Origin of the sequence: Nocardioides sp., assembly GCF_029937575.1 — a bacterium.
Taxonomy (GTDB): domain Bacteria; phylum Actinomycetota; class Actinomycetes; order Propionibacteriales; family Nocardioidaceae; genus Nocardioides.
Map to the genome: position 1 here is coordinate 137,417 of NZ_JAPYPS010000002.1, position 24,719 is coordinate 162,135.

A 24,719-nucleotide genomic window follows, 5' to 3' on the forward strand; every position below is an offset into this window, starting at 1 on the left:
CGACGTCGTACCCCTTACCCGCCGGTAGTGGTGGGGGTACGCCCGTACCTCTACGCGTTTGTGCAGGTCAACGGGCGTACCCCCAATTGAACGGCCCAGTGGCCAAGTTGCTTGCGGTGGCGCTCAGGCGAGCAGGGAGGGTGGGAGGTTGTGGTCGGGAACGAGTTCGTGGATGAGGTTGCGGACTCGGGTGTCGATGTCGGTGATGATGCGGCGCACGGTGGTGTCGTCTTGGCCTTTGGGGTCGTCGAGGGGCCAGTCGCGGTAGTGGGCGCCGGGGACGTAGGGGCAGTTCTCGCCGCAGCCCTGGGTGATGGCCAGGTCGCTGGCGGCGATCATGTCGGCGGTCAGGAGGGTGGGGTGTTCGTTGCTGGTGTCGAGACCGAGTGACTCCAGGACGCGGGCGACTTCGGGGTGGATGTCTTCGCCGGGTTCGGTGCCGGCGGACAGGGCGACGATGCGGCCTTGGGCGTAGTGCTCGGCGAGTAGCCGGGAGGCCACCGAGCGACCGCCGTTGGCTCGGCAGGCGAACACGACCTGGGGACGCGGGCTCTGGGGGGTGAGAGGTTCGGTCATGGTCGTGCCTCGGTGCTCGATGTGTCGATGGTGGATGTCGGGAAGAAGCGTCGGGTCCAGAGGCTGACGTAGACGAGTCCGACGAGGATGGGGACCTCGATGAGGGGGCCGACGACGCCGGCGAGTGCTTGGCCGCTGGTGACGCCGAAGACGGCGATGGCCACGGCGATGGCGAGCTCGAAGTTGTTGCCTGCGGCGGTGAACGCGACGCTGGTGGAGCGTTCGTAGCTCAGGCCGACGCGGTGCGCTAGCAGCATGGATCCGCCCCACATCAGGGTGAAGTAGATGACCAGGGGCAGGGCGATGCGTGCGACGTCGAAGGGCTGGTTGGTGATGGCGTCGCCCTGAAGGGCGAACAGGATGACGACGGTGAACAGCAGCCCGTACAGCGCCCACGGTCCGATCCGTGGGAGGAACTGGCTTTCGTAGCGTTCGCGGCCCAGTCGGGCTTCACCGAGCCGGCGGGTGAGGTAGCCGGCTGCCAAGGGGATGCCGAGGAAGATCAGCACGCTGCCGGCGATCTGCCACGGGGAGACGTCGAGTCCGGTGCTGGTCAGGCCGAGCCAGCCGGGGAGCAGGTCGAGGTAGAACCAGCCGAGGAGCGCGAAGGCGAGGACCTGGAAGACGGAGTTGATGGCGACCAGGACCGCGGCGGCTTCGCGGTCGCCGCAGGCCAGGTCGTTCCAGATGATCACCATGGCGATGCACCGGGCGAGGCCGACGATGATCAGTCCGGTGCGGTACTCCGGCAGGTCGGCCAGGAACACCCAGGCCAGGGTGAACATGAGTGCGGGGCCGATCAGCCAGTTCAGCACCAGCGACAGGATCATGGTGCGGGTGTCGCGGGCGACGTGTCCGACTTCGTCGTAGCGGACTTTTGCCAGGACCGGGTACATCATCACCAGCAGCCCGATCGCGATCGGCAGTGACACTGATCCGATGGTGATGGTGTCGAGGGCGTCGGCGATGCTGGGTATCCACCGGCCGAGCAGGAGGCCGGTGACCATGGCCAGCCCGATCCACACCGCGAGGTACTTGTCGAGAGTGGACATCCGCGCCGGTTTCCCGATCGCGGGTGCCGGTGTGGTGTTGCTGGCGGTCATGCGGCCGGTTTGGTGGCGCGGATGATGGCCCCGTGCATGCCGGGGACCGCTTCGTGGGTGAACTCCACTTCGGCGTCGATGAAGCCGGCCTCGGCCAGCCCCGTCAGGTATTCGGCGCGGGACAGCGCACCGGCGATGCACCCGACGTACGAGCCGCGTTCGGCCCGATCGGTGGCAGTGAGGTGGTCTTCGGCGACGACGTCGGAGATCCCGATGCGACCACCGGGCGCCAGGACACGGTGCATCTCGGCGATCACCTTGGCTTTGTCGGTCGACAGGTTGATCACGCAGTTGGAGATCACCACGTCGACTGTCGCATCGGGCAGGGGGATGTCTTCGATGGTGCCCTTGAGGAACTCCACGTTGGTCGCGTTCGCCTTGGCGGCGTTGCTGCGAGCCAGATCGAGCATTTCGTCGGTCATGTCGACGCCATAGGCGAAACCGGTCTCGCCGACTCGACGGGCGGAGAGGAGTACGTCGATTCCACCACCGGATCCCAGGTCCAGGACACATTCGCCGGGCTGGAGTGCCGCCACCGCGGTCGGGTTGCCGCACCCCAAGCTTGCAGCCACTGCTTCTGCGGGGAGTTCGGACTGCTCGCCGCTGCTGTAGAGCGCCGCGCCGAAGGACTCGTCGACTTCGGTGGTGCCGGAGCAACAGGATGACTCGCCACACGACTCCTCGATGACCTGCAGGCCGTCGTTGAGTGCGGAGTTGGAGACGCCGCTGTTCACTGCGTTCGCGGCTTGGGCATAGCGGGCGCGAACCTCTTCTCGTACGTCGTTGCTGGTCGACATGGAACCGCTCCAATCGCATTGATGAACGTCGATGCATCGAGAATGATCTATGCATCGACGTTTGTCAATGCGTTGAGTAGAGTGGGCTCATGCCTAAGTCATTGCCGCTGCTCGAGGAGGCCACCGTGTGTTGCTCGTCGGTCACTGGCGGTGCTCTGGATGTCGCGGAGGCTGAGCGTTTGGCGCGGATGTTCAAGGCGCTGGGTGACCCGACGCGGGTGCGGCTCCTGTCGATGATTGCAGCGGCCCCTGGTCAGGAGGCCTGCATTTGCGACTTGGTCGAGCCGGTCGGGCTTTCGCAGCCGACGGTCTCGCATCACATGAAGCAACTGGTCGATGCCGGCATTGTCGAGCGAGAACAACGTGGGCGCTGGGCTTACTACCGGCTCATCGGCGACACGCTCGCCGCTCTCAGCGGAGCATTGCGTCCCTGAGACTTCGTCAGGCCCCGTTCCTCCTAGTTGGGTTCAGCCGCTTGATCGCTTCTGCGGTGTGGTCCGGCAGGTCGATGGGGCCCAGTTTGTCGTCAGACCGGCCGACGACTGCCTCGTCGAGGTACTTCCGTGCTGCTGTGTCATGGCCTTGCGCCATGAGCACGGCAGCATGATCGACGCGGGCGACCTCGTCAAAGGGAGCGGCGTTGGTCGCGACTTCCACGACCCTTGCTGCGCGGTCCAGATCGCCCGCCTGAACCGCGGCGGCTACTACATCGTGCGAGACGTCGACGATCGCGCAGGCCAAGATTTCGTCATCGCGAGACTCGGCGTCGAGTAACCAGCTCCAACCTGTTTCGCGGAGGTCGGAGAACGGTGGCCCGTCGACGAGCCGGAGAGCGGTGTCGAAGTCTTCTTGGCCCTCGTCTCCGCGGGCCTGGCCGCGAGCTCGAAGGCGTCGGAACAGGTCAGCGTCGACGAGCACGTCGTCGACTTGATAGGTCCAGACTCCCGCTTCGCCGGCGGCTCGTGTTTGTGTTGCGGGCGGCAGGTAGGGGCGGCCGGTGTGCGGGTTGTCGCCGAGCCACTTGCGGACCACGCCGATGTCGATGCGGACCCGGTCCTTGCTCATGGAGAACGCCTCAGCGACTTGCTGGGATGAGACCCCTTCGGGGTGCATGGCCAAGTAGGTGAGGAGCTCGACGTAGTGAGGCTTGCGGCGAGCGACTGCTGCTGGGTTGCCGTGTGCAGTGGCGCGCACGGGTCCGAGTATGTGCAGCTTGGGGACCCGGCTGTCACCGTCGAACCACGTGGCGACGTCCTCGTCGAGCAACGCATCGAGTACCGCGGGCGCTTCCTGCTGCGCGGGGTAGGAGGACTCATCCACGGTGTCGGGCTGAGCTGCGGCATCGGCGGTGTCGTCAGCTGTGTGCAGGACTTCCTGGGCTGCGGGCGGGGCGTCGGCGTACGCTGTCACGAGGTTCCCCGAGCGGTCAGTCGCTGCTCGCCATGCCGGCTCTTGAGAGTGCTGGCTGGGCGGCGGTACTGGAGCAGCGTCACGGGTGACTGCGACGATGGCTGCGGTCGCGGCGGCCTCGTCGGTCGTGAGTCCGGCGCTGGTGAGGTCGAGTCCGAGATCTTGGATGTGCAGGCGGCCGTCCCCGGTTAAGTGGAACGAGACAGCATCGGGGACAGGGGTGTCGCTTGAGGTCACCACAGTGGCGCCGAGCCGGCCGGTGTTGTTGGCGATGACTCGGATCAGCGGCTCGGCCACCTCGACGTTGCTCGCGATGACGGCGTGGAACATCTCAGGCTCGTTGTCACCGCGGGTCGCAAGCTCAGCCGTGAGTCGGTCGAGGACCCCGACGTCGCCGGGCTCATGGTGGTGGAGTCGCGCCGGATCGAGGTCGGCGAGTTGGGAGGCGACGCCGACCGTGTCGATGTCGGTGAGCAGGCTCCACGGGCTGAGCGTGAGTTCGGCGGTCATGGAGCGCGCGAGTGCGGCTGCCACTTCCTGGTCACCGGTGAGTGCGATGGTGCCGAGTTCTTCCAGGTTGGCCAACACCAGGTGCCCGTCGTCGGTGGCGCCGATGGTGCACAGCAAGGGCCAGGGCGCCGGGCTTTCGGGGTCGGGGAGCGGTTGGTCGAGTTCGAAGGTCCAAGCTTCGTCTGTGCCACTCCATCCGGGCGGTGGCGCGGCCGGTTCGGCGAGGTGGAGAATCACATGCTGGTCAGCGAACTCGATGTGCTGGAGTCGAGGCCGCGGCTGGCGCGTCAGCTCTAGCTCGTCGGCGAGGTGCCGTAGCAGGCGGTCGAGGTCCTGGAGTCGCGGCACCGTGCTGGCGCTGAGGCGTGCGGTCTTCTCGGCAGCGACCAGGTCCTGGGGAGGTGGTTCGATTACTTCGCCGGGGCTTCGGTAGCGCAATTGGGTACGGCGCTGGGCACGCAGGACGAGGAAGAGAGATCCTGCGAGGACGGTGCCGGCGCCGGTGAGGCCGGGCAGCAGCCAGGTGGGTGGACCGGAGATCTGGTCGACGTCGCTGGATTCCTCTTCGGTGGCTGTGTCTGCCGGTGCTTCGAGGTCGAGGGGTGGGGGAGCGGTTGTGGCTTCTGGAGGTGCGGTGGGTGCGGTCGCCGATGGAGGTTCCGGAATCGGATCATCGGGTGGGGTCTCCTGTGGCGGCGTCTCGACCGGTGGCGCGTCGTCGGGGATCTCGAGTTCCCAGCCCGGGTAGATCAGATCGGGATCGGTCAATGTGCGGCCATCGGGTTGAACGATGTCGTCGGAGGCTTCGAAGATATCGTCGTAGCGGGTCGGGTCGCCGAGCTCCTCATCGGCGATGTCCCACAACGTGTCTCCGGGTTCGACCACGTAGAGGTTGTCGGGATCGACCGCCGTGGTGGCTTCGCTTGCGGGGAGTTGCAGCACCGTGCCGGTGGTGAGGAATTCCGGTCCGTCGGGGAACAGGTCGGGGTTGAGGTCGACGATGTCGGTGAACCGAGTGCCGTCGCCGAGGTGCGCTTCGGCGATCTTCCAGAGGCTGTCATGGGCCCGGGTGGTGTACGACGCCGTCGCAGGAGCGGACTTCGCGGGGAGGACTGACGGCGAGGTTGCCTCATCGATCGGCTCTGCAAGAGATGCAGCAGGAGTCGGAGCCTGGACCTCAGTGATGCTGTCGGCGTGTGCCGGGGTAGCAGCCAGGGTGATGCTGAGCGGTTGTGCGACGGCGAACAGGACCGCGGCCGAAGCAACCAACTGGGATGCCAGCTGCTGCCCGGCTCCGAGACCGCGCAGTTGTGGTGCGCGCACGCCACGTACGGCAGCGACGATCTCGGTGAGCAGGCAGAAGGCCATCACAGCCCACGCGGTCCACGCGGTGGCGCCGATGATGATGAGCGCGACGCTGCCGTCGTCCGGGCTCAGCAGCCTGAGCCGCAGATCAGCCAGGTCGACGGTCCACGGAGTGGCGCCCAGGGCGATGAGCAGCAGCGGCACGCCGGCGAGCGCGGCCACGATCAGGAGGGCGGCAAGAAGGCCTCGGGCACGGGGATGGGTGCGATTCATCGCTCGACTCCTCCGGTTGTTCTGATCAGGCGTGCTGACGCGTCACCGGTGACCGTGAGATTTCCGATGCCGACCATCGACAGGAAGGTCGGTTCGTAGGTGTCGGTGACGCGGACGACCAAGGTGGTGCCGCCGGTGATCGTGACGGTTCCCTCGACCCCAGCGGCGACCAGGTACTGCTCCGCTGCACGTCGGGCAGCGGCGGTGTCGAGGGCGACGTAGCGGCCTTCCACCGCCGGAGCCGCCTCCACCTGCTGTCCACCGGCGCGGGCTGCTTGGGCGGCGACGTCGTGAGCGCGCTGCTGCGCGTGGACCTGACCGCCGAGGTCGACGGCCAGGCCGACCAGCGTCATCATCACGATGGTCGCGGTGACGACCCAGATGCTGATCGAGCCGCGTTCGTTGTCGTGTCGTGTCATGGCGATCGCTCCCGCCACGTGTCGAGCGGGCTGGTCATCGTGGCCGAGATGGTCCGGGTGCCAGGCACTCCGGGAACGGACAGATCTGAGAGGTCGAGAAGGCACGAAACGGTGACGTCGACCTGTGCTGGTGTGCCGACATCGTGGGAGAACTGCTGGGTGTCGATGGCGACGTCGACGCGGAGGCAGTTGATGCCCTGGTTGGCGAGGTTGGTGACGGCCGCGTCCTTCGCTGCCTTCTTGGCGTCGGCCTCGACCCGGAGGATGGAGGCCGAACGTGCTGCGTCCGCGGCGGCGGACTCCAAGGAGTGACGTACGACGGCAGTACGGCCGCCGAAGATGATGAGTCCCACGAACAGTGCGAAGGCCGGTACGGCGATGGCGGCCTCGATCGAAGCAGATCCCCGGTCATCTCGGCGTTTCATGGTGCGGTCACCCGTTCGACAGGGACGGTGGCGCTCTGGCGGATCACCGGATTCCAGCCGGGAATGACGCTGAGGCTGCGCGCTTCGACGATCACGGTGGCCGTGGTCGCCGTACGTTCGGCTTGGGCGACGGCCTGCTGGAGGACGTCGTTGCCGATGTCATCGATGAACGCGTTGGCAGCGTCGACACCGCGAGATTCGCTTCCGGTCTCCGCGCCGGCTGCTCGGGCGCCCTCCTGTGCGGCGGCGATCGCGACCGTTCGGGCGTGGTAGTAGAGCGCGGCCTGCAACCCCAGGAAGAGGACCGCGAACAGAGCCGGCAGCAGGATCACGAGTTCGACCGAAACCGAACCACGCTGATCCCGTCGTCGCTCAGTTGATCTTGCCGGCCTGGATCTCGACAAAGGTCTTCACCGCCGCGACCACGATCCCGACGATGGCGATCACCGCCACCGCCCACAAGACGTGCTCAGTGGTGACCGAGCCGCGCTCGTCACGTTTCAGTCGGCCTTCCCAGACGAGCATCAGTGTCGTGACCGCCGTCATCAATCGCTTCATGGCTTCTTCCTTCCTTCTCACATTCAGGTGCCGCTGAACATCCGCAGCAGGGACGGCGCCACGAGCAGCGCCATGAAGATGACTCCGAGCAGGGAGCCGGGGATCGTCATCCGTTCGCCGACCGCGTTGGCCTGGGCGATTTCGGCATTGAGCATTGCCGTGCGCATCGCGGCGGAACGAGCCCGCAGGTTGCCGTAGACCGCTGCGCCCTCCTCACCGGAGAGCCGCATGATGTCGGCGAAGTCCTCCAACTCAGGCAGCCCAAGCTCCTCAGCTAGCGCATGCAACGCATCCCACGGCGGAAGCCCCGACCAACGGGACCGGCCGAGCTCCTCACTGAGCCGCCGGAACACCCACGAGTCCGCCACCTCGGCAGCCGACTCCATCGCCTGGCGTACGCCGGAGCCGTTGTGGCGCTCCAGCGCAACCAGGTCGATATAGGCACCGAGCGCCCGCGCGAACTCCACCCGCGCCCGCTTCGCGTCGTCGACGGCGTTGTAGTTCGGGATGAAGAAGCACACCGCCGCCAGCGCGACCGAGGCGAACGCCGGCACCATCAATGGCAGCCCTATGCCCAAGACCTCGAAGAAGGCGCCGAGCAGGGGCGGCGCCACCAACCCGAGTGCGGCGAACGTGAGCTTGTCGCCGTAGAACTTCGCCAGCGGGATCCGCAGCAGCGCCAGTTCCCGAGTCGGCGTGCGCACCCACATTCCGGGAGGCAGAACCCGGATCGCCCACACACCGAGGCGTTCCTTGCCCGAGGTCGACTCGGTGGAGGCAACCAGATCGGCATGCCGGGATGGTGTGAGCCGCCCGAGTGCCTCGGCGAGATCCACCTGAGCTGGTAGCAACCGGGCGACCAGCAGCACGGCGCCGAGCATGAGCAGCGCGCCGGCCGCCATCGCCAAGGGCAGGCCCGCGATCATGACGCCCGCCCCACAGTCCCCGAAGCGCCGACGAGAAAGCGTGCCAACGGCTTGCCGATCGCCATTCGCTTCATCCACACCAACGTCGCGACGTACGCAGCCAGCAGCGTCACCAGGATGACCTGGCCCAGGGGATTGCGGTATGGCTCGACGTACGTCCCGGAGATCGCGAGGATCACCAGGACCCCGACGCTGATGATGGTGACCCAGCGGGCAGTGGCGCGAGGCTTGGCGCGGTCGGCCTCGATCTGACGTCGAGCGCGTACGTCGGCAGAGACCGACTCGGCCAGACTTTCCAGCACCTGCGCCAACCCAGCGCCCCGACGGCGTGCCGCGAGGATCAGGTTCGCAGCCACCAGATCTCCGGTCGCGTCATCGAGCTCGTCAGCGAACGACCGGATCGCCTCCTCGGTGTTCCACCGCGAACGCAAACGCGCGACCAGTCGCTGCACCTCCGGCCGGATCGCGCTCGGAGTCGACCGTTCAGTGGCCACCAGCGCCTGCTCCAGACCGATGCCGACAGTCAGCACACCGGACAGCGATCGCGTCCATTCCTCCATGGCTTCGAGCCGGTCGATCCTTGCTGCGGCACCGGAGTTGGACAGCAGCATCGGCACACCAATGCACGCCACCGGAACGGCGATCAGCGCGAGAGCCCAACCCGTCACCAACCACGCCAAGCACCCGCCGACCACGCCCACCAGCAGCAGCCGCTTCGTGGCAGCGCTCATCGGCTTGCGCCGAACCGGACGAGACCGCGACGGACGCACCGGCGCCGGTTTCAGCCCGACGACCAACCCGATGATTCCGGCGACGATCAGCGCTCCCGCAACGGCCGGCACCAAGGCGATCACGACAACACCTGCTGCTCGCTGAGGAACGCGCCCAGGTCGAATCCGCAGGACGCCAACGCCCGGTACTCCTCGGGGAGGATCGCGGGCCGTGCGGTGCCGGAGGCATCGGGGGAGAACAGGTGTGTCGTGGCGTAGCCGGTCTCGCGTTCGCCCGGAGCGACCGCGATCACCTCACGCACACAGCGGCGCCGCTGGAACCCATCCGCTGCACGCTCGGTGGTGAGATCTAGTTGCACGATCAGGTCGATGGTCGAGGCGAGCTTGCTCGTCGCCAGTTCGTGGGTGACGTGGGGCCCGGCCTCCATCGCGCACGTGACGAGCTTGCGGATCGCGGCAACGGCATCAGAGGCGTGGGTGGTGGAGATGGATCCGGTGCCGGACTCCATCGCCTTGATCATCGCCCAGATCTCCCGGCCGCGGACTTCGCCGACGATCTGGCGCGACAGGTTGAACCGGAACGAGTCGATCAGCGCCTCGTCGAGGCCGAACTCGCCGGCCAGGCGACCGTCAGCACCACGCTCGCCGGAGCCGGGGCGTGCCTCCCAGGCATGCACGATCTTGTGACGGCCCAGTTCGTTGAGGTGGAGTTCGTACTCGGTCTCGAACGTGCCGATCGCCTCGTGCTCATCGATCTCGCTGCACAGAGCACGCACCAGCGTCGTCTTCCCGGCACCTTGGCATCCCGAGACCACGATGCTCTTGCGGGCACGGACAGCGGCACGCAGGAACGAGGCCAGCAGCGGTGAGAGCATTCCGCGCTCGACGAGGTCGTCCAGTGTCACCTGCATCAGCCGGTGGCGTCTGATCACGACCGATGGTCGGGGCGTCACCCACGCCGCAGCCGCCAATCGCGAGCCACCGTCAAGACGCAGGTGCAGCCGAGGTTGTGCTTCAGAGAACCCGCGAGCGTTCACCTCGCTGCGTGAAGCGAGGAAGACCAGGAAGTCGATCAGTTCGGCATCGGAGTCGGCGACGGGTGGTCCCTCGATGAGAGATCCGTCGATGAGTTCGAGCATGACGTTGTCGTGCCCGGCGATGATGATGTTCTCGACCCGGTCGTCGTCGACCAGTGGTTGAAGCCGGCCAAGCCGGAACAGGGAATCGAACACCGCTTGGGCCAGCGCCGCTTGGGCTGTCGAGCTCCACGCGCCGCGCCCGTCGTTGACCCGATCGGCCATCGTCGACTCGATCAGATCCAGCACGATGGCGCGGCCCAACTCTGTCTGCGCCGTCCTGTCCAGACGAGAAGATTCCGCGCTCACCGCCTGACTCAGTTGCTTCGAGGCAAGTGTGCGCAGTGAGGCGACGACGCCCCAGTCGATCTCCCCGTCGTCGTACGACGACGCAACCGGTGGCTCGGGCAGCCGCGGAGGAGTCGCAGCGGGGGTTCTGGGCAGTGGTTGGCCGAACAGCGGCAGGTCAATCAGCCGCGGATCGGCGTTGGTGGGACGGACAAGGTGGTCACTGGACATCGGAGAGCACCTCCGTGCCGAGGCCATCACGCCGGACGTTCACTGCGGCGTGGATCGCGGAGATTGCGGCCTGAAGGCTGCGCACCAATGGACTGCGATCGAATCGGTCGGGGATGGTGACGCCGCGGTGCAAGACCGCGGCGGACTGCGGATCGTCTGCGACGACTGCATGGACCGGCAGCCCGAGGACGTTGCTGACTTCCTTAGCCGAATACGGCTGCCCCTCGCCCACGAGCATCACGCCAGGGTTCGCCCACGCCGGATGCCCACGCTGGACGGCTTCGGCCCACGAGCGGGTGGCTGCGATGGCAGGCAGGTGCGTCCTACACAGCATCAAGGAGAGATCTGACTCGGCAAGCACGGGCTCGGGCCATCCGACGAGACCGAGCCGACCGCAGTCGACGATGGCGTCCTGGCCGGTCGCTTCGAGGTCCTGCAGGGCCGTCATCAGCGGCGTCCACAGTCCGGTGAGTGCCGGCGCCTGGGTGTGGGCCCGTGGACCGGGGATGAACGCCGCGGTAGAGGACCCGATCGGTTGGGCGATCCGCGGCAGCAGGTCGGCCACGTCGTCAGCTGAGAGGGCCAGCTCAACCAGGCCCTGGTCGTAGGACTTGATGCCGCGGAAGTAGCCCGCCAAGATGCCAGACCCTCCGGTGGCGTCCGCTTCGACCAGCAGCACCGGTCGTGGCCACAGCAACGCCATCCCGAGAGCGGTCGTCGTGACTCCCGGGGAGCCGGAGGCAGAGCCGAGCGCAATGACAGTCATGACGTCACCGCGCCCTGGAGTCCAGCACGATCACGACGTTCCCGCTCGCGATCTGGGTGGCCAGAACGGCCGCCTCGGCGTGGGGGACCAAGAGATCCACGACGAGCTGACCGGTGTCATCGGAGATTCGAACGCCGACCACCTCGGCTTCGCTGAACGAGGGAACCCCAGTCGGAGCCTCACTGCCCTCGGCCGGTGTCGCAACCACCCGCACCCGATCACCCGTCTGCAGGTCCATCCCGGGTGCCTGCGACGACGTCAGCGCGACGCCGACGACCGACATGTTCTCGGCCGGCACTACCGAGTCGGCGTACGACGACGGCGTCAGCAGCGAACCAGCTGCGATGTCGACGGCGGCTCGTTGCCCGACCACCGACTCCAAAGAACTCGCACCGACCGGCTTCAAGGCGGGGTCACTGTTGACCCGGACCCGGACCAGGTCGTCGGCCTCGATGATCGCCCCGCGCTCGATGTCGGCACGTGAGGCGAGGACTTCTTGAGTGTTGGTCGTGGCGGTCCACGCCCAACCGCCAAGGATCGCGCCCAGACAGATCGCCACCACCGCGGCAGCGATAAGGGCCGGACGTCGTCGCAACTTCGGAGGTGGAGGCAACGGTGGCTCGGCAGAGGACGGAGGGGGGATCTGCGATTGCTCATACCGTGTCGCGGTGCTGCTCATCTTCGTCTGCCCTCTCGCCGCTGCCCGTTACTCCACGAGCACCTGTGCCTCGCCGATGGTGATCTCGACTGACCTCTGAAGGCCGTCGAGGCGGATGGTTCCGGTCTGGCCGGCGCCCTCCCACGTGATCACCCACGACGACGTCGCCGTCACCGTGTAGGTGCCACCGGGCTCTCCGGCGCTCGACTTCGTGTAGACGTGACCGCAGTCCGGGGACGGCTTCTTGCCGTATGCGGCCTTGTACGGGGTCCCTGCCGTTCGGCACTCGACGGTCGTGCCGTCGCCCATCTGCCAGGTCACCTTCTGCACGTTCGCCGTCGCGGTGATCGTGATCCCACCTGCAGTGGCGGTGGCTGTGATCGGCCCGTAGGTGTGGTCGTCAGGGTTGGCCGCCCACATCCACACCGGCATGCCGACCAACCCGATCCGGTTCACCCCTGGCTCTGGCGTGATGCCGACGTCGATCGCCCGCAGCGCCATGTCGTCGATGGCCAACTGCGCGACGTCGCGCGGGCTCGGTCCCGTGCCCGAGTTCTCCGGAGGGTTATCAGCCCAGATGTGGATGAGGAGATGGGCCTGCGGTTGGTAGCAGTCGTACACCGCACCGTCGCCAGGCTCGTGTCCCTCCCACGCTGGGTCGCCGGCGGGCGGTTGAGGGTCGAGGAGGCGGATGTAGCAGCGATAGGTGTTCGACCAGTATCCGTACTCCGACGTGCAGGGGACCGGTCCTGGGGGCGGCTTGGTGATGCCCTGTTTCGTGCCGTCCCAGTAGCAGCTCTGGCCCGAGCCGGTGTCCTTCGGGCCGTCGTCGACGTTCTCGTTGCTCGGCACTTCGACGACCACCCACACCACGCAGATCCCTGACAATGGGTCCTGCTGCTGGCACACCGTCTTGCTATCCGCCGTCGCGGCTGGCGTGCTGGCGCCGATCAGGAACCCAGCGAGTAGTCCTGAAAGGACAAGGAGTTGCAGACCTACGCGGTGCACGGCGATTTCTCCATGTCCTTGCCTCCGGCAATACGCCAGCCACCCTTGGGGTCGGTGTCCCAGGTGTAGTTCGCCACGGTCAGACGTGTCCAACCCCGGTCCGCGCGGTCTGATGGCACGACGGACTTGCCGTCGACATCGAGAAGGTCAGCGCCGCTGACGTCCCAACACACATCGATGGTCACCGAGGGAACCCGCCCCGTTGACGGATCAGAGTTGTCCAGACTGACCGACTGGATCTTCGTCTCGATGACTTTGGTGTCGCCGACTTGGTAGAGCCCGTCATTGCGTTGGCTCGCCAGGAACTTCTGCTGTGCCGAGAGTTGCGTGCTCACAGCCACGGCTTCGAGGTTGCTGATCGGAGCTTCAGGGTCCTGGCGGAGCGAGTCGATCGTGGCGTAGTACGTGGTCACCGCCTCGACCGCGGAGGCAGACGCCTCATCCTCAGGTGAAGTCGGAGACGGGCTGGGGGAGGTGATCGTTTCGCGGGCCCCTGGGGACCGCGTAGGCGTGGAGTCTGTGTCATTGTCCGAGCCGCAGGCAGCCACCGCGGCGAGCATGAGACCTGCTGTCGCGACCGAGAAAGCTCTGCTGAATTTCACCATGGCCGAGTCCAACTGCTCCACCGAGAAAGTCCCGGGTGAGCAATAGACGGCGCCCCGATAGCGGTCCCACCGAGTTCACCGCCTGCAACCATTGAGCCATTGAAATGTGATCTGCGCAACATCCGTTCCTCCTGTCTGCACCTCATTGATCAGGTGCACAGCCGGCGCCCGCCACTCGCAATCGCCCGAAAATCGACTGCTCCGCAGCCCGCTGCTCAATCCGGTCACACCTCTGGCACAGCGAGGCGGAACACCCGGCACACCTTCGTTTCGAGGAGGTGCGTCGTGACGGTGTCGCTGCGGAAGATGAGCCCCGGACACGGGTGCGACTACCTGCTCAAGAGCGTCGTCGTGGGCGACGGCAACCGGGCGTTGCGTACGCCGATGACGCGGTACTACGCCGAAGCCGGCACGCCGCCAGGCGTCTGGCTGGGCTCCGGTGTCCGCGAGTTTGGGGCAGGCCAGCTGACAGTTGGTGCGGAGGTGACGCCATCGCAACTCGAACTGCTCCTCGTCCACGGCCGCGACCCGATCACCGGCAAGCAACTGGGACGGGGCTATCCGACCTACCCGTCGATGCAGGGGCGCATCGACCAGCGCATCGCAGAGCTCGACCTTGCGTTGACGGCGGAGACACGAGCGAACGTGGTCGCCCGGATCACCCACGAGGAAGAAGCCCGGGGGCCGAAGACTGCGGTGTCTGGCTTCGACCTGACCTTCAGCGTCCCAAAGTCAGTCTCAGCGCTGTGGGGACTCGCGGACGCTGACCTGCAGACGCAGCTTGTGCAGGCCCACCACGACGCCGTAGCCGAGGTGCTGGAGTTCTTCGAGCGTGAAATCGCTGTCACGAGGGCGGGTGCTAACGCCCGCAACGGCGCCGTCGCCCAGCACGAGGTCGCCGGCGTGGCGGCGACGGCATACGACCACTGGGACTCACGCTGCGGTGACCCGCAACTGCACACCCACGTGGTCGTCTCCAACAAGGTCCGCACCGTCTACGACCAGAAGTGGCGCAGCCTCGACTCGATCCCGATCCACCGCAGCGTGGTCGCGATCTCCGAGCACTACAACGCAGTCCTGGCCGACCTGCTCACCCGACGCCTCGGCCTCGCCTGGGACCGCCGCGACCGCGGCGCCGACCGCAACCAGGCACTGGAGATCACAGGCGTAAGCGACGACCTGATCCGCGAGTTCTCGAACCGCTCCCGTGATGTCGACATCGAGACCGACCGACTGATTGAGGAGTACGTCGCTGAGTATGGTCGGCGACCATCGGCAAAGACGATCATCGAACTGCGAGCGACGGCGACAATCGCGACCCGCCCCGAGAAGGAACTGCACTCACTGGCTGAGTTGACGACGGGGTGGCGTGACCGAGCCCAAGGTCTGCTGGGTGCGGATCCGACTGGCTGGGCGCACTCGGTTCTCGCCCATGCGGGCAGCATCGGGCTGCGCGCCGAAGACGTGCCGCTCGACATGATTACCGAGGTCGGGCGTCAGGTGGTGGCGGTGGTGGGGGAGAAGCGATCGACCTGGCGGCACTGGAACCTGTGGGCCGAGGCGTCAAGGAAGACGATGGAGTGGCGCTTCGCCACAGCCCGCGACCGCGAGGCCGTCGTTGCCCTGATCGTCGACGCTGCCATCGGCGCATCCATTCGCCTCACCCCACCTGAGCTCGCGGCCAGCCCTGAACCCTTCCGATGGGCTGACGGTTCGAGTCGGTTCCGGCCGCGCCAGTCGGTGGTGTTCAGTTCCGCTGACCTGCTCGCGGCCGAAGACCGGCTCCTGGTCCGCGCCAACACGGCGACCGCACCCGCAGTCGATCTTGCCACGGTCGAGGGCGCCACCAGTCGCGACGTCCTTGGCCACCACCTGTCCGAGGGGCAAGCGAACGCGCTGGCCCAGATCGCCACCTCAGGCCGGCAGGTCGACCTCTTGGTTGGCCCGGCTGGGGCGGGGAAGACGACCGCGATGCGTGCCTTGCATGCCGCCTGGACCACCACCCATGGCCCCGGATCGGTCGTCGGGCTCGCTCCGTCGGCTGCCGCAGCGCAGGTTCTGGCTGACGATCTGAGCATCGTGTGTGACAACACCGCCAAGTGGCTCCACGAGCACGACCGGGGCCGAGCCCAGTTCGCCCGCGGTCAGTTGGTGATCATCGACGAAGCCACGCTGGCCGGCACGCACACGCTGGACCGGATCACCGGTCTGGTCGCCGACGCAGGGGCGAAGGTGCTCCTGGTCGGGGACTGGGCCCAACTGCAGTCCGTCGACGCTGGTGGGGCGTTCTCGATGCTCGCCGCCGCCCGGGATGACACCCCCGAACTGGTGGAGATCCTCCGCTTCGACCATGACTGGGAAGCCACCGCCACCGCTGCGTTGCGGGTAGGGGACACCGACGTGATCGGCATCTACCTCCACCACGACCGTGTCCACAGCGGCGGCACCGACGAGATGACCGACGCCGCCTACGACGCCTGGCGCACCGATATCCGGGCCGGGCTGTCGAGCGTTCTGGTCACCGAAGCCACCGCCACCGTCACCCGACTCAATCAACGAGCTCGCGCTGAGCGGATCCTTACCGGTGAGACCGAAGCCGGTCGCGAGGTCGAGCTTGCTGACGGCAACCGTGGGTCGGTCGGGGATCTGATCATCACCCGCCGCAACCAGCGGCAGTTCCGGTCGCTTCGAGGGGGCTGGGTCCGCAACGGCGATCGCTGGCGGATCACTGACGTCCTGCCCGACGGCTCCGTCCTAGCCACCCGCCTCGACCAGAGAAGCGCGGGTGCGGTGGTCCTGCCCGCGGCCTACGTCCGCGAGAGCGTCGACCTCGGCTATGCGACCACCGCGCACCGGGCCCAGGGCATGACGGTCGACACCGCCCACGTGGTCGCCTCGGAGCGCACCAACCGGGAGAACCTGTACGTCTCGATGACCCGTGGCCGTCGATCGAACACTGTCTACGTCGCACTCGACGACCCGGACGACACCCACACCCCGCCGCAGGACGGAGAGGTCACCGCCCGGACTGTGCTCTACGGCATCCTCAAACGCTCCGGTGTCGAGCTGTCGGCGCACCAGATGATCGAGGCCGAGCACGAGCACTGGTCGTCCATCGCCCAGTTGGCCGCCGAGTACGAGACCATCGCCGCCGAAGCCCAACGCGACCGCTGGACGAAGCTGGTCCACCAGATCGGGTTGGACGAGGCAGACGTCGAACGCCTCCTGGCTTCTGACTCCTTCGCGCCACTGGCTGCGGAGTTCCGCCGTGCCGAAGCCAACGGCTACAGCCTCTCCATCGTCCTCCCTCGGGTTGTCGCGAGCCGGGGACTCGCGGACGCCCACGACATCGGCGCCGTGCTGATCAGCCGCCTCCACCATGCCACTGCACGACCCAAGCGAACCGGCCGCCGCCGCGCAGCACCGAACCTTGTCGTCGGCTTGATCGCGGCTGCTTCCGGACCGATGACCGCCGAGCAGCGTCAAGCGCTCGACGAGCGCCGCGAGCTGATGGAAGCCCGCGCCGCCGCACTGGCCGAGCGCGCAATCAAGGACCGTGAGCCGTGGGTTGCGACCATCAGTCCGACTGAGGGCGCATCTGCCTTACACGTCTGCTTCGACCAGATCCGCATCATTGCTGCCTACAGAGACCGCTACGGCATCACCGGAGCTCACCCGCTGGGACCGGTGCCTGCGAGCATCACCCAGCGCGCCGACCGAGAACGCGCAGCGGCCGCTCTACGGCGGACACAGGAGTTGGTCAGCGACCCCGTGGATCCCCGTGTCACGGGGATCCAGCCGACCGTCATGGCTCGCTGACGAGTTTCCACAGGCGCTCGCCAGCCGTCGTTGTCCACAGGTGCCGGAGATTGTTGCTCTCGCCAGTCGGCTGGCGCGCTACCCCGGAGAGACAACATCGGTTCGTCTGAAGGGGATAACGCCATGATTCTGATGGTCTCGGTCCGTCTGGCCGCAACCGTCCACGCTTACCTCGACGCCTACGCGCCAACCAACATCCTCATCCGCGCACTGCGCACTACCGAGGCTCAACGTCTCGCGCTTCCGGTCTCAGCGGTCCTGACGGTCGCCTACGGTCTTCTCGGGGCCTGTCTGACTTCAATCATCAACTCAGACGGTCCCGGCTGGCTTAACCCGATCGCACTTCTTTGCGCGTGGAACACGATTAAGTGCGGCTGGGTGGCCGTGTGCTCAACGGCCGGTAGGCGAGCGATTGGTCAGAGACTGTGATCTCGACAGACGACGACACTGCGCCGATGTCGACTCCCCCGATCGAGGGGATGAGGACGGCCTCCTCGACCGGAAACCTCCTAAGCCCCGTTGCATGCGGCTGTTGCCCCAGATCGACGCGACCGGTTCCATGCGTTGCAACTCGCGGTGAGTCCGCTGGCTGCACGAATCGAGCAACAGTGACCGCGGTGCGGCGTCGTATTTTGCGAGTGGTCCGCAAAGGGTCCGCTGTCGTCCGCCGATTACCTGCATGGTCACACGACCTCGTGTGCACGGTTCAATTTGAACGGGGCACATGCAAGTCCAAGAGGGAATCTGCCCGCTCCGACCGCGGTGCGGCTCGCAAACTGTCGGCACTTCTTGGAAGACTAGCGCGCGTGACCATGAACGAGCGTGAGACGCGCGAGCAGCTGATTGACCCGTTGCTCGCGGATGCGGGTTGGACGCCCGCGCTGATCGAGGAGGAATACGTCTACCGAGCCGGGCGTCTACGCCTGCTGGGCGAGCAGACCGTTCGCGACGAACCGCAGTTCATCGATTATGTGCTGAGGGCAGAGCCGAGAGGTGCGATTTTGGCGTCGCTCGAAGCCAAGGATGAAGCTCACGCTCCGGGGGCCGGACTACAACAGGCGCTGGCGTATGCGTTCGATGTGCAGGCCCCGTTTGCCTTCTCTAGCAACGGCCACGAAGTCGTGGAGCAGGACTTGAGAACGGGAGTCGTTCGTCGACTCAGCGCCTTCCCAAGCCCGGACGAACTTGTGACAAGGTGGCGCGAACGGGTGACATGGAGGGGACCCACCGTGACGACGCCAGACGGGCGGCAGGTTGCGAATCCGCTTCTGCAGTCGGCGTTCGCTCTCCCAGGAGCGCCCTCGATGCGCTACTACCAGGAGCGAGCCGTCAGCGCGTCGATTGAGCAAATCCTGTTGGGGCGGCGCCGGGCACTCCTGTCCTTGGCGACAGGGACGGGCAAGACATTCATAGCGTTCAACTTTGTTCACAAGCTGCTCTCAAGTCAGTACGCAAGGCGCGTGCTCTTCATTGCAGACCGTGTCAGCCTGCGCGATCAGGCCTACAACGAGTTCGGAGGCCTGGGTGATCGGCGGGGCGTCGTGACTGGCGGCGCGGTGCCCTTAGAACGTGACGTCCACTTCGCGATCTATCAGTCGCTCTATGCAGACGCGGTCGGAGGCGGTCGCGTCTACGAACAGTACCCACCTGACTTCTTCGACGTGGTGATCATCGACGAGTGCCATCGAAGTGGCTACGGTGACTGGTCTGCGATCCTCGAACACTTCCAAGGCGCGTTCCACCTGGGCATGACTGCCACTCCGAAGCAGAGTGACTCGGTCGATACCTATGCCCATTTCGCCTCGGAGAATCTTGATGCGGAAGGGCAGCCTCGCCCCATCTTCGAGTACTCACTCGGTCGAGGGATCGATGACGGATTCTTGGCGACGTACAAAGTGATGAAGATCAGCACCAGCGTTGACGAAGGACTCGTCATCCGTGACGAGATCGAGCGCGGTGCGGAACTGATCGTGCCGGAAGGTGCCACGCCACGCGACAGCTACGACATAAAGGAGTTCGAGCGAGCGATCATCGTGCCAGACCGGACAAGGTTGATGTGCGAGCACCTGGCCGGGCTGTTGCGCACCTACGGGGCTCTCGACAAGACCATGATCTTCTGCGTAACGATGGAGCACGCCGAGTTGGTTCGTTCTGAGATGCAGGCGTTGTTGGGCTCCGAGACTGGCAGGAACCTGTATGCGGCCCGCATCGTTAGTGAAGAGCGCGACGCGCAGCCCCTGCTTGAGCAATTCCAGCTCGCTTCGAGCGCTGAGCCTGTTGTCGTGACTACCGTTGATCTGCTGTCGACCGGCGTGAATGCACCGTCGGTGCGCAACATCGTGTTCATGAAGGCGATCGGTTCGGTGACGACGTTCAAACAGATTATCGGGAGGGGCAGCAGACTTGATCCGACGACCGGTAAGACATTTTTCCGGGTCATCGATTACACCAACGCCACTCGGTTGTTTGACGACTGGGATCTTCCCACTGTGCCTGCGGTCGCTGGAGCGACCACAGGCACGCACTCCTTGAGCGGAATTGTTCAGGACGAGGAATCGGGGGAACTGATCCCGGGAGCCTCAGTCTCGATCCGTGTCGTTAGCCGTCTGCTTGCGGAGTGGCGGGCCGACGATGACGCGCGCTTCCGGGTCGATGAGCTGCCTAGTTCTGTACTCGATCTCTTCGTCGCTGCCACCGGGTACACCCGTCGCCACCTTCGAGTGGATCCCACCGATACCGACGCGCAGCCGCTGGTGGTCGCGCTCCGTCGCCCGGCTCAGGGAGAGCGTCGCCTTCGCATCTCGGGTGTCGAAGTCGCCATCGCCGACGAGATCGAGGTCGATCTTGGCAACGGCAACACATTGAATCCTGCCGAGTATCTGAGCCGTGTCCGGTCGGTCGTGAGTGAACGCACCCCGTCCCTTGACGATCTCAGAGCCACGTGGCAGTCGCGGGCGAGTCGCCGCGAGCTTGAGGAGTATCTATCTGTGCGGCAGATCACGCCGGAGCTTCTCAGCGTGGTCCTTGGCCGATACGACCTCGACGGGTTCGACCTGCTCGGGCACGCCGCGTTCGACGCTCCTCCGCTCAGCCTGGATGCCCGCGCTGTCGCCGCGCAGGCTAAGTTAGTCCGGCGCTACCCAGCTCTGCCCGACGGGTTCGTCGCTGCCGTCCTCGACAAGTTCCGTCTCGGTGGCGTCGCCGAAGTTGCGAGCAGTGAACTCTTCAGCCTCGCCCCGTTCCTTTCCGAGTGGGGTGGTGTGCTTGGAGTAACGTCAGTTCTGGGTGGCGCTGAGGCGGTCGGCACCTTCCTGTCTACCGTCCAATCCGTGCTGTTCGAGTCAGAAGTAGACGCATGACCCTCTCCGAACTCCAGTCCAAGATTAAGTCCGCATCCGACCGGATGCGTGCAGACGACAACACCAAGAATGCGCTGAAGTATCTTGAGCAACTTACTTGGCTCCTCTTCTTAAAGGTCTTCGATTCACTCGAAGAGAACCGCGAATTGGTCGCCGAGATCGACGGTACGACGTACCGGCCATTGATTCGCCGCGAGTTCCGTTGGGCCACGTGGGCGCGCAATCGCGACCTCACAGGAGATGCGCTTATCGAGTTCGTCACGGAACAACTGTTGCCGTACTTGCGCGAATTGTCGGGGAGTTCCCGCGCCGAGCGAGTGGGAGCGATCTTCGGAGAGATCCGCACGGTGATGAAGTCGGGATACTCGCTCAAGGAAGTCGTTAACATCGTCGACTCCATCGACTTCCACGCGCTCGACAACCACCACGCGATGAGCGTCATCTATGAGTCATTGCTCGCGCAGACAGCTGATGCTGGGTGGTCGGGGGAGTTCTACACGCCCCGACCAGTTGTTGAGGCGATGGTCCGCATTGTCAACCCGACGCTCGGAGAGACTGTGTACGACCCCTGCTCGGGTTCGGCGGGGTTCCTTGTGGGATCCGCTGAGCACATGGCTCCGGATACCAAGACCACCGAGCAACGTGCGACTTTCAACTCGAAGACTTTCTTTGGGCAGGAATCCGGAGAGATCGCAGCGCTGGTTGGCACAATGAACTTGATCCTGCATGGGGTCGAAGACCCACAAGTCGTGCGGAGGAACACGCTTGAGCAGGATGCCCGCAACGTTGCCCCGAGCCAGCAATTCAGCGTGATCTTGACAAACCCGCCATTCGGCGGCACCGAAAACCCCCAGGTTCAGCAGAACTTTCCCAGCAAGTCTGCAGCGACGGAGTTGCTGTTCTTGCAGCACTGCATGGCTAAACTGCGCGACGGTGGACGCGCCGCCATCGTTTTGCCTGACGGCATCCTTTATCGCACTGAAACGGCCTTCTCAACTGTACGACGCCGACTGATCAACGAGTTCAACGTAACGGCCATCGTACGGCTGCCCACTGGCGTTTTTCCGACTGCCCCTGACACACGCACGAACATCATCTTCTTCGGCAAGAATGGCCGGACCGAAACGATTCGCTACTATCAAGTGCCCGCGCCACCTGGGAAGCGCTCCTACAGCAAGACCAACCCGATTACGGCAGACGTGCTGAAGGGGGCTGAAGCGTGGCTGACTGAAGGCATGGCTGATGACTGCGCTTGGGAGGTCGCCTACGACGCGTTAGTCGAGAGCGGCTTCGATCTGGATATTCCATGGCCCAACGCAGCTCTGGTCACAGGCGCTGACACGGCGGGCGAACGCATCGAGGGTCTTCACACTCGTCTTGGCGTGATGGTTGAACTCACGCAGGCGTTAGCCACCGCTCATAGCTCCATGGAGCGTTTCCCCCTTGCTGAAGCTCGCCCAATCGGCGACTGGGTGGTGGAAGCTGGACCACGTGCGGGCGACCAGCTGCCTGAGCGCTACGTCGGTGTGAGCAATACCGGCGGACTTGCGCCCTTCAAAGGCAAGACTGCAAAGGACACGAGTCGTTATCGGGAGCTTCGGCCGGGCGACTTCGTCTACAACCCAATGCGTGTCAACGTTGGCTCAATCGCGCTGTGTCGTCGCGAAGACGAGGCAGGGTGGGTCAGTCCTGACTACGTCGTCTTCCGCCTGGCAGACGACACCCCGTTCGATGAGGAGTACCTCCTCATGTTTCTCAAGAGCGAGCAGGGCAGGGCGGAGATCGAGCGGGAGAGCCGCGGAGCAGTACGTCGGCGCCTCTACTTCGACGGCGTCAAGAAACTGAACGTTCCGGTGCCTGGCGACCGTGAGTCATGGTCGGCGCTGATCGCATCTTTTGCTTCAATCCGGCGACATCTTCGCGAGCTGCCGACGGCGGCCTTTGGGGCGTTGGCGGCGTTCGAGTCGGCAGTGTTCGACACGGACCGGGAGAGTAGTTCGAACTCTTAATCGTTGCTGGTACTTCACCAATAAGTTAAGGTGAAGCACCAGCAACTATTTAGGAGGGCGCTGTGCGGCTTGGTGGATCGAGTGAGGTGGCTGCGGAACTAGGCGTCTCCCTGTCGCGGGTAACAGCCTTGCGTCAACGTGCAGATTTTCCGGATCCGATCGGCGAGATCGCCCAGGGGCCGATCTGGGACCTGGATGTCATTGCTGCGTGGGCCGGCTCCAGCCTCCGGCGCACCAAGGCCGGCCGTCCGTCAGCTGAGGATGCTCGCCGAACGCTCGGAGGCCGCTTTCTGCTGGAGTATCCAGCAATTGGTAGTGGGGGTTTCGCTGATGTTTACCGGGCCGCTGACAAGAAGACCGGCGACACAGTCGCGATCAAGGTTCTTCGTGACGTCGGGAGCATTGACGCCGAGGCGATCAAACGCTTTCGACGTGAACTACGCATCATGCAGGATCTAACCCATTCAAATGTGGTGCCAGTTCTGTCCGATGGAGATACTTCTGCGGACCAGATTTGGTATGCAATGCCGATCGCGCAGGGCAGTCTGTCTGACTTCGCCTCAACCACGGAACTGACACCACCCATGATCGTCGACATCCTGCGGCAGGTTTGCGCGGGTTTGGCCCACGTCCACGAACACGGCGTCTATCACCGTGATCTCAAGCCGGCGAATGTCTTGCGTCTTAGCGCCGAGGACGGCAGCACGGAGACGTGGGCGGTCTCTGACTTCGGACTAGCCGTGCAGGCGGAGCGAGATACGGATCCACTCACCTCGACATACCGCCAGGGCCTCGGGTCGTGGGTCTATACGGCGCCAGAACAGTGGCAGCAGGCGAGGACGGCGGATCATCGCTCGGATGTCTACAGTCTGGGCAAGATCCTGCAGGAACTGGTGACTGGTGAGATGCCGGTGAACGCTGAGATGCCTGTCAGTGTGCTACGCCCCGTGGTCGAGAGGGCCATCGCCAACGCTCCTGACGCTCGTTACCAATCGGTCGAGGAATTCGTCGAGGCTATGGATCGTGCAATGGGCGCGAAGGCATCGCATGGGTCATGGGAAACGAGAGAGGAGCAGGCTGAACGGCTGCGAGACAGGCTTCTGAGTCGTCCAGGTGGAGAGGACCTCATCAACGTGGTCGAGTGGGCGCTGACGCTGGATGAAGCCAGCGACGAGGACATGGCGTCTTTGGTTCGTGTTCTCCCCTGGATGGATCTCGCCTCGATCAGGTGGCTATGGGAATGGGACCCTTCTGCCTTCGGCCGTGTGATCCAACGCTTCGCCGCACACGCCGGAACCGGAAGCTTCTCATTCGAATACTGCGACACCCTTGCGAACTTTTTGCGTCGCGTGGCGCGGGGAACCCAAGACCCGAAGGCGCTGGGGCAGGTAGTCCGTGCTCTTGCGCGACTCGGGACTCACCATAGCCGCTGGCACGTCCGGGATGTCCTGGTGGAGGTTCTGCAAGACATCAAGTCTGAGGCAGGTGCCAGCGCGGCGGTGGAGGCGCTCCGCTCGATCCCCCTCGATGAGTTGCGATGGTCGATCACTGATTTCACGATTCGAAGTCTCCCCGCGGCCGTTCGGGCTGGGGTCGGACCGCTCGTCGCGACAGCTTCTTAGAGGCGTACCGCGCAGCCCCGGTTTTCCAAGGGTCACCTTGGCTGTGGCCGCGATTCTTCCATGCTTGGGCTGGCGAACACCGATGAACGCTGTGTCGTTGGAAATGGGCTCGGGGCCGACAGCTACTCGCTAGAGGGTGCCCTTCGTGGCGCTCACCAACCCCTCGAGCGACCGAGCCATGGGGTTTGAGGGCTCTTCCCAGATGAGGGTGTAGGTCGGCCGGGCGCGTCGGTCCGCAGATAGAC

The 24,719-nt window shown here is 65.1% G+C and carries 20 protein-coding genes; 5 read left to right on the plus strand and 15 right to left on the minus strand.

The annotated features are described in order from the left end of the window. Positions 1-123: 123 nt before the first annotated feature. The 3 genes from Q1K33_RS01620 to arsM are packed head-to-tail and all read right to left on the minus strand — an operon-like array spanning position 124 to position 2,476. Positions 124-576 carry a heat-shock protein HtpX gene (locus Q1K33_RS01620; RefSeq protein ID WP_300399931.1) on the minus strand — a complete coding sequence of 151 codons (453 nt, stop codon included), beginning with the start codon at positions 574-576 and terminating at the stop codon, positions 124-126. Further along, entirely contained in the window at positions 573-1,679 is a 1,107-nt protein-coding gene (gene arsB / locus Q1K33_RS01625) for an ACR3 family arsenite efflux transporter (RefSeq protein ID WP_300399932.1), read from the minus strand. The genes Q1K33_RS01620 and arsB overlap by 4 nt, the downstream gene beginning before the upstream one ends. Continuing rightward, entirely contained in the window at positions 1,676-2,476 is an 801-nt protein-coding gene (arsM, locus tag Q1K33_RS01630) for an arsenite methyltransferase (protein ID WP_300399933.1), read from the minus strand. The genes arsB and arsM overlap by 4 nt, the downstream gene beginning before the upstream one ends. Positions 2,477-2,565: 89 nt before the next feature. On the opposite strand from arsM, the gene Q1K33_RS01635 reads away from it, so the two are divergent. After that, positions 2,566-2,910 carry a metalloregulator ArsR/SmtB family transcription factor gene (locus Q1K33_RS01635; protein ID WP_300399934.1) on the plus strand — a complete coding sequence of 115 codons (345 nt, stop codon included), beginning with the start codon at positions 2,566-2,568 and terminating at the stop codon, positions 2,908-2,910. 7 nt (positions 2,911-2,917) lie between these two features. On the opposite strand, the gene Q1K33_RS01640 is transcribed toward Q1K33_RS01635, so the two are convergent. From Q1K33_RS01640 to Q1K33_RS01695, 12 genes are all read right to left on the minus strand, one after another. Further along, positions 2,918-5,974 carry a LysM peptidoglycan-binding domain-containing protein gene (locus tag Q1K33_RS01640; RefSeq protein WP_300399935.1) on the minus strand — a complete coding sequence of 1,019 codons (3,057 nt, stop codon included), beginning with the start codon at positions 5,972-5,974 and terminating at the stop codon, positions 2,918-2,920. Further along, on the minus strand, positions 5,971-6,393 hold the full coding sequence (locus Q1K33_RS01645) for a pilus assembly protein TadG-related protein (protein ID WP_300399936.1): 423 nt from the start codon (positions 6,391-6,393) through the stop codon (positions 5,971-5,973). The genes Q1K33_RS01640 and Q1K33_RS01645 overlap by 4 nt, the downstream gene beginning before the upstream one ends. After that, positions 6,390-6,818, minus strand: coding sequence for a TadE family protein (locus tag Q1K33_RS01650; RefSeq protein WP_300399937.1), 429 nt, complete (start codon positions 6,816-6,818; stop codon positions 6,390-6,392). Before Q1K33_RS01650 ends, Q1K33_RS01645 begins: the two co-directional genes overlap by 4 nt. Beyond that, on the minus strand, positions 6,815-7,222 hold the full coding sequence (locus Q1K33_RS01655; RefSeq protein WP_300399938.1) for a TadE family protein: 408 nt from the start codon (positions 7,220-7,222) through the stop codon (positions 6,815-6,817). The genes Q1K33_RS01650 and Q1K33_RS01655 overlap by 4 nt, the downstream gene beginning before the upstream one ends. Beyond that, entirely contained in the window at positions 7,191-7,376 is a 186-nt protein-coding gene (locus Q1K33_RS01660; protein WP_300399939.1) for a hypothetical protein, read from the minus strand. Before Q1K33_RS01660 ends, Q1K33_RS01655 begins: the two co-directional genes overlap by 32 nt. A gap of 23 nt (positions 7,377-7,399) precedes the next feature. Continuing rightward, positions 7,400-8,302: a type II secretion system F family protein gene (locus tag Q1K33_RS01665; protein ID WP_300399940.1), complete on the minus strand. Its 903-nt coding sequence runs from the start codon at positions 8,300-8,302 to the stop codon at positions 7,400-7,402. Further along, positions 8,299-9,156, minus strand: coding sequence for a type II secretion system F family protein (locus tag Q1K33_RS01670; protein WP_300399941.1), 858 nt, complete (start codon positions 9,154-9,156; stop codon positions 8,299-8,301). Before Q1K33_RS01670 ends, Q1K33_RS01665 begins: the two co-directional genes overlap by 4 nt. Continuing rightward, the gene (locus Q1K33_RS01675; RefSeq protein ID WP_300399942.1) at positions 9,153-10,628 is read right to left on the minus strand and encodes an ATPase, T2SS/T4P/T4SS family; all 1,476 of its coding nucleotides are present in this window, start codon (positions 10,626-10,628) and stop codon (positions 9,153-9,155) included. Before Q1K33_RS01675 ends, Q1K33_RS01670 begins: the two co-directional genes overlap by 4 nt. After that, on the minus strand, positions 10,618-11,331 hold the full coding sequence (locus Q1K33_RS01680) for a hypothetical protein (protein WP_300399943.1): 714 nt from the start codon (positions 11,329-11,331) through the stop codon (positions 10,618-10,620). Before Q1K33_RS01680 ends, Q1K33_RS01675 begins: the two co-directional genes overlap by 11 nt. 67 nt (positions 11,332-11,398) lie before the next feature. Then, positions 11,399-11,956: an SAF domain-containing protein gene (locus Q1K33_RS01685; RefSeq protein ID WP_300399944.1), complete on the minus strand. Its 558-nt coding sequence runs from the start codon at positions 11,954-11,956 to the stop codon at positions 11,399-11,401. 144 nt (positions 11,957-12,100) lie between these two features. Then, positions 12,101-12,916 carry a hypothetical protein gene (locus tag Q1K33_RS01690; protein WP_300399945.1) on the minus strand — a complete coding sequence of 272 codons (816 nt, stop codon included), beginning with the start codon at positions 12,914-12,916 and terminating at the stop codon, positions 12,101-12,103. Positions 12,917-13,047: 131 nt separating this feature from the next. Then, positions 13,048-13,473 (minus strand): hypothetical protein, encoded by a 426-nt coding sequence (locus tag Q1K33_RS01695; RefSeq protein ID WP_300399946.1) that lies wholly within the window; start codon positions 13,471-13,473, stop codon positions 13,048-13,050. Positions 13,474-13,950: 477 nt separating this feature from the next. Here Q1K33_RS01695 and mobF point away from each other — a divergent pair, with 477 nt between their 5' ends. The 4 genes from mobF to Q1K33_RS01715 all read left to right on the plus strand — a co-directional run bounded on the left by mobF (position 13,951) and on the right by Q1K33_RS01715 (position 24,474). Next, positions 13,951-17,484 carry a MobF family relaxase gene (gene mobF / locus Q1K33_RS01700; protein ID WP_300399947.1) on the plus strand — a complete coding sequence of 1,178 codons (3,534 nt, stop codon included), beginning with the start codon at positions 13,951-13,953 and terminating at the stop codon, positions 17,482-17,484. 812 nt (positions 17,485-18,296) lie between these two features. After that, the gene (gene hsdR / locus Q1K33_RS01705) at positions 18,297-20,843 is read left to right on the plus strand and encodes an EcoAI/FtnUII family type I restriction enzme subunit R (protein WP_300399957.1); all 2,547 of its coding nucleotides are present in this window, start codon (positions 18,297-18,299) and stop codon (positions 20,841-20,843) included. After that, positions 20,840-22,852, plus strand: coding sequence for an N-6 DNA methylase (locus Q1K33_RS01710; RefSeq protein WP_300399948.1), 2,013 nt, complete (start codon positions 20,840-20,842; stop codon positions 22,850-22,852). The genes hsdR and Q1K33_RS01710 overlap by 4 nt, the downstream gene beginning before the upstream one ends. 62 nt (positions 22,853-22,914) lie before the next feature. Then, entirely contained in the window at positions 22,915-24,474 is a 1,560-nt protein-coding gene (locus tag Q1K33_RS01715; protein ID WP_300399949.1) for a serine/threonine-protein kinase, read from the plus strand. Positions 24,475-24,719 lie beyond the last annotated feature (245 nt).

Bases quoted from the DNA above. Each gene is read 5' to 3' on its own strand.
- hsdR (WP_300399957.1), top strand. From the start codon at position 18,297: ATGAACGAGCGTGAGACGCGCGAGCAGCTGATTGACCCGTTGCTCGCG.
- Q1K33_RS01635 (WP_300399934.1), top strand. From the start codon at position 2,566: ATGCCTAAGTCATTGCCGCTGCTCGAGGAGGCCACCGTGTGTTGCTCG.
- arsM (WP_300399933.1), bottom strand. From the start codon at position 2,476: ATGTCGACCAGCAACGACGTACGAGAAGAGGTTCGCGCCCGCTATGCC.
- Q1K33_RS01710 (WP_300399948.1), top strand. From the start codon at position 20,840: ATGACCCTCTCCGAACTCCAGTCCAAGATTAAGTCCGCATCCGACCGG.
- Q1K33_RS01640 (WP_300399935.1), bottom strand. From the start codon at position 5,974: ATGAATCGCACCCATCCCCGTGCCCGAGGCCTTCTTGCCGCCCTCCTG.
- Q1K33_RS01660 (WP_300399939.1), bottom strand. From the start codon at position 7,376: ATGAAGCGATTGATGACGGCGGTCACGACACTGATGCTCGTCTGGGAA.
- Q1K33_RS01665 (WP_300399940.1), bottom strand. From the start codon at position 8,302: ATGATCGCGGGCCTGCCCTTGGCGATGGCGGCCGGCGCGCTGCTCATG.
- Q1K33_RS01645 (WP_300399936.1), bottom strand. From the start codon at position 6,393: ATGACACGACACGACAACGAACGCGGCTCGATCAGCATCTGGGTCGTC.
- Q1K33_RS01675 (WP_300399942.1), bottom strand. From the start codon at position 10,628: ATGTCCAGTGACCACCTTGTCCGTCCCACCAACGCCGATCCGCGGCTG.
- Q1K33_RS01650 (WP_300399937.1), bottom strand. From the start codon at position 6,818: ATGAAACGCCGAGATGACCGGGGATCTGCTTCGATCGAGGCCGCCATC.
- Q1K33_RS01620 (WP_300399931.1), bottom strand. From the start codon at position 576: ATGACCGAACCTCTCACCCCCCAGAGCCCGCGTCCCCAGGTCGTGTTC.
- Q1K33_RS01680 (WP_300399943.1), bottom strand. From the start codon at position 11,331: ATGGCGTTGCTGTGGCCACGACCGGTGCTGCTGGTCGAAGCGGACGCC.
- arsB (WP_300399932.1), bottom strand. From the start codon at position 1,679: ATGACCGCCAGCAACACCACACCGGCACCCGCGATCGGGAAACCGGCG.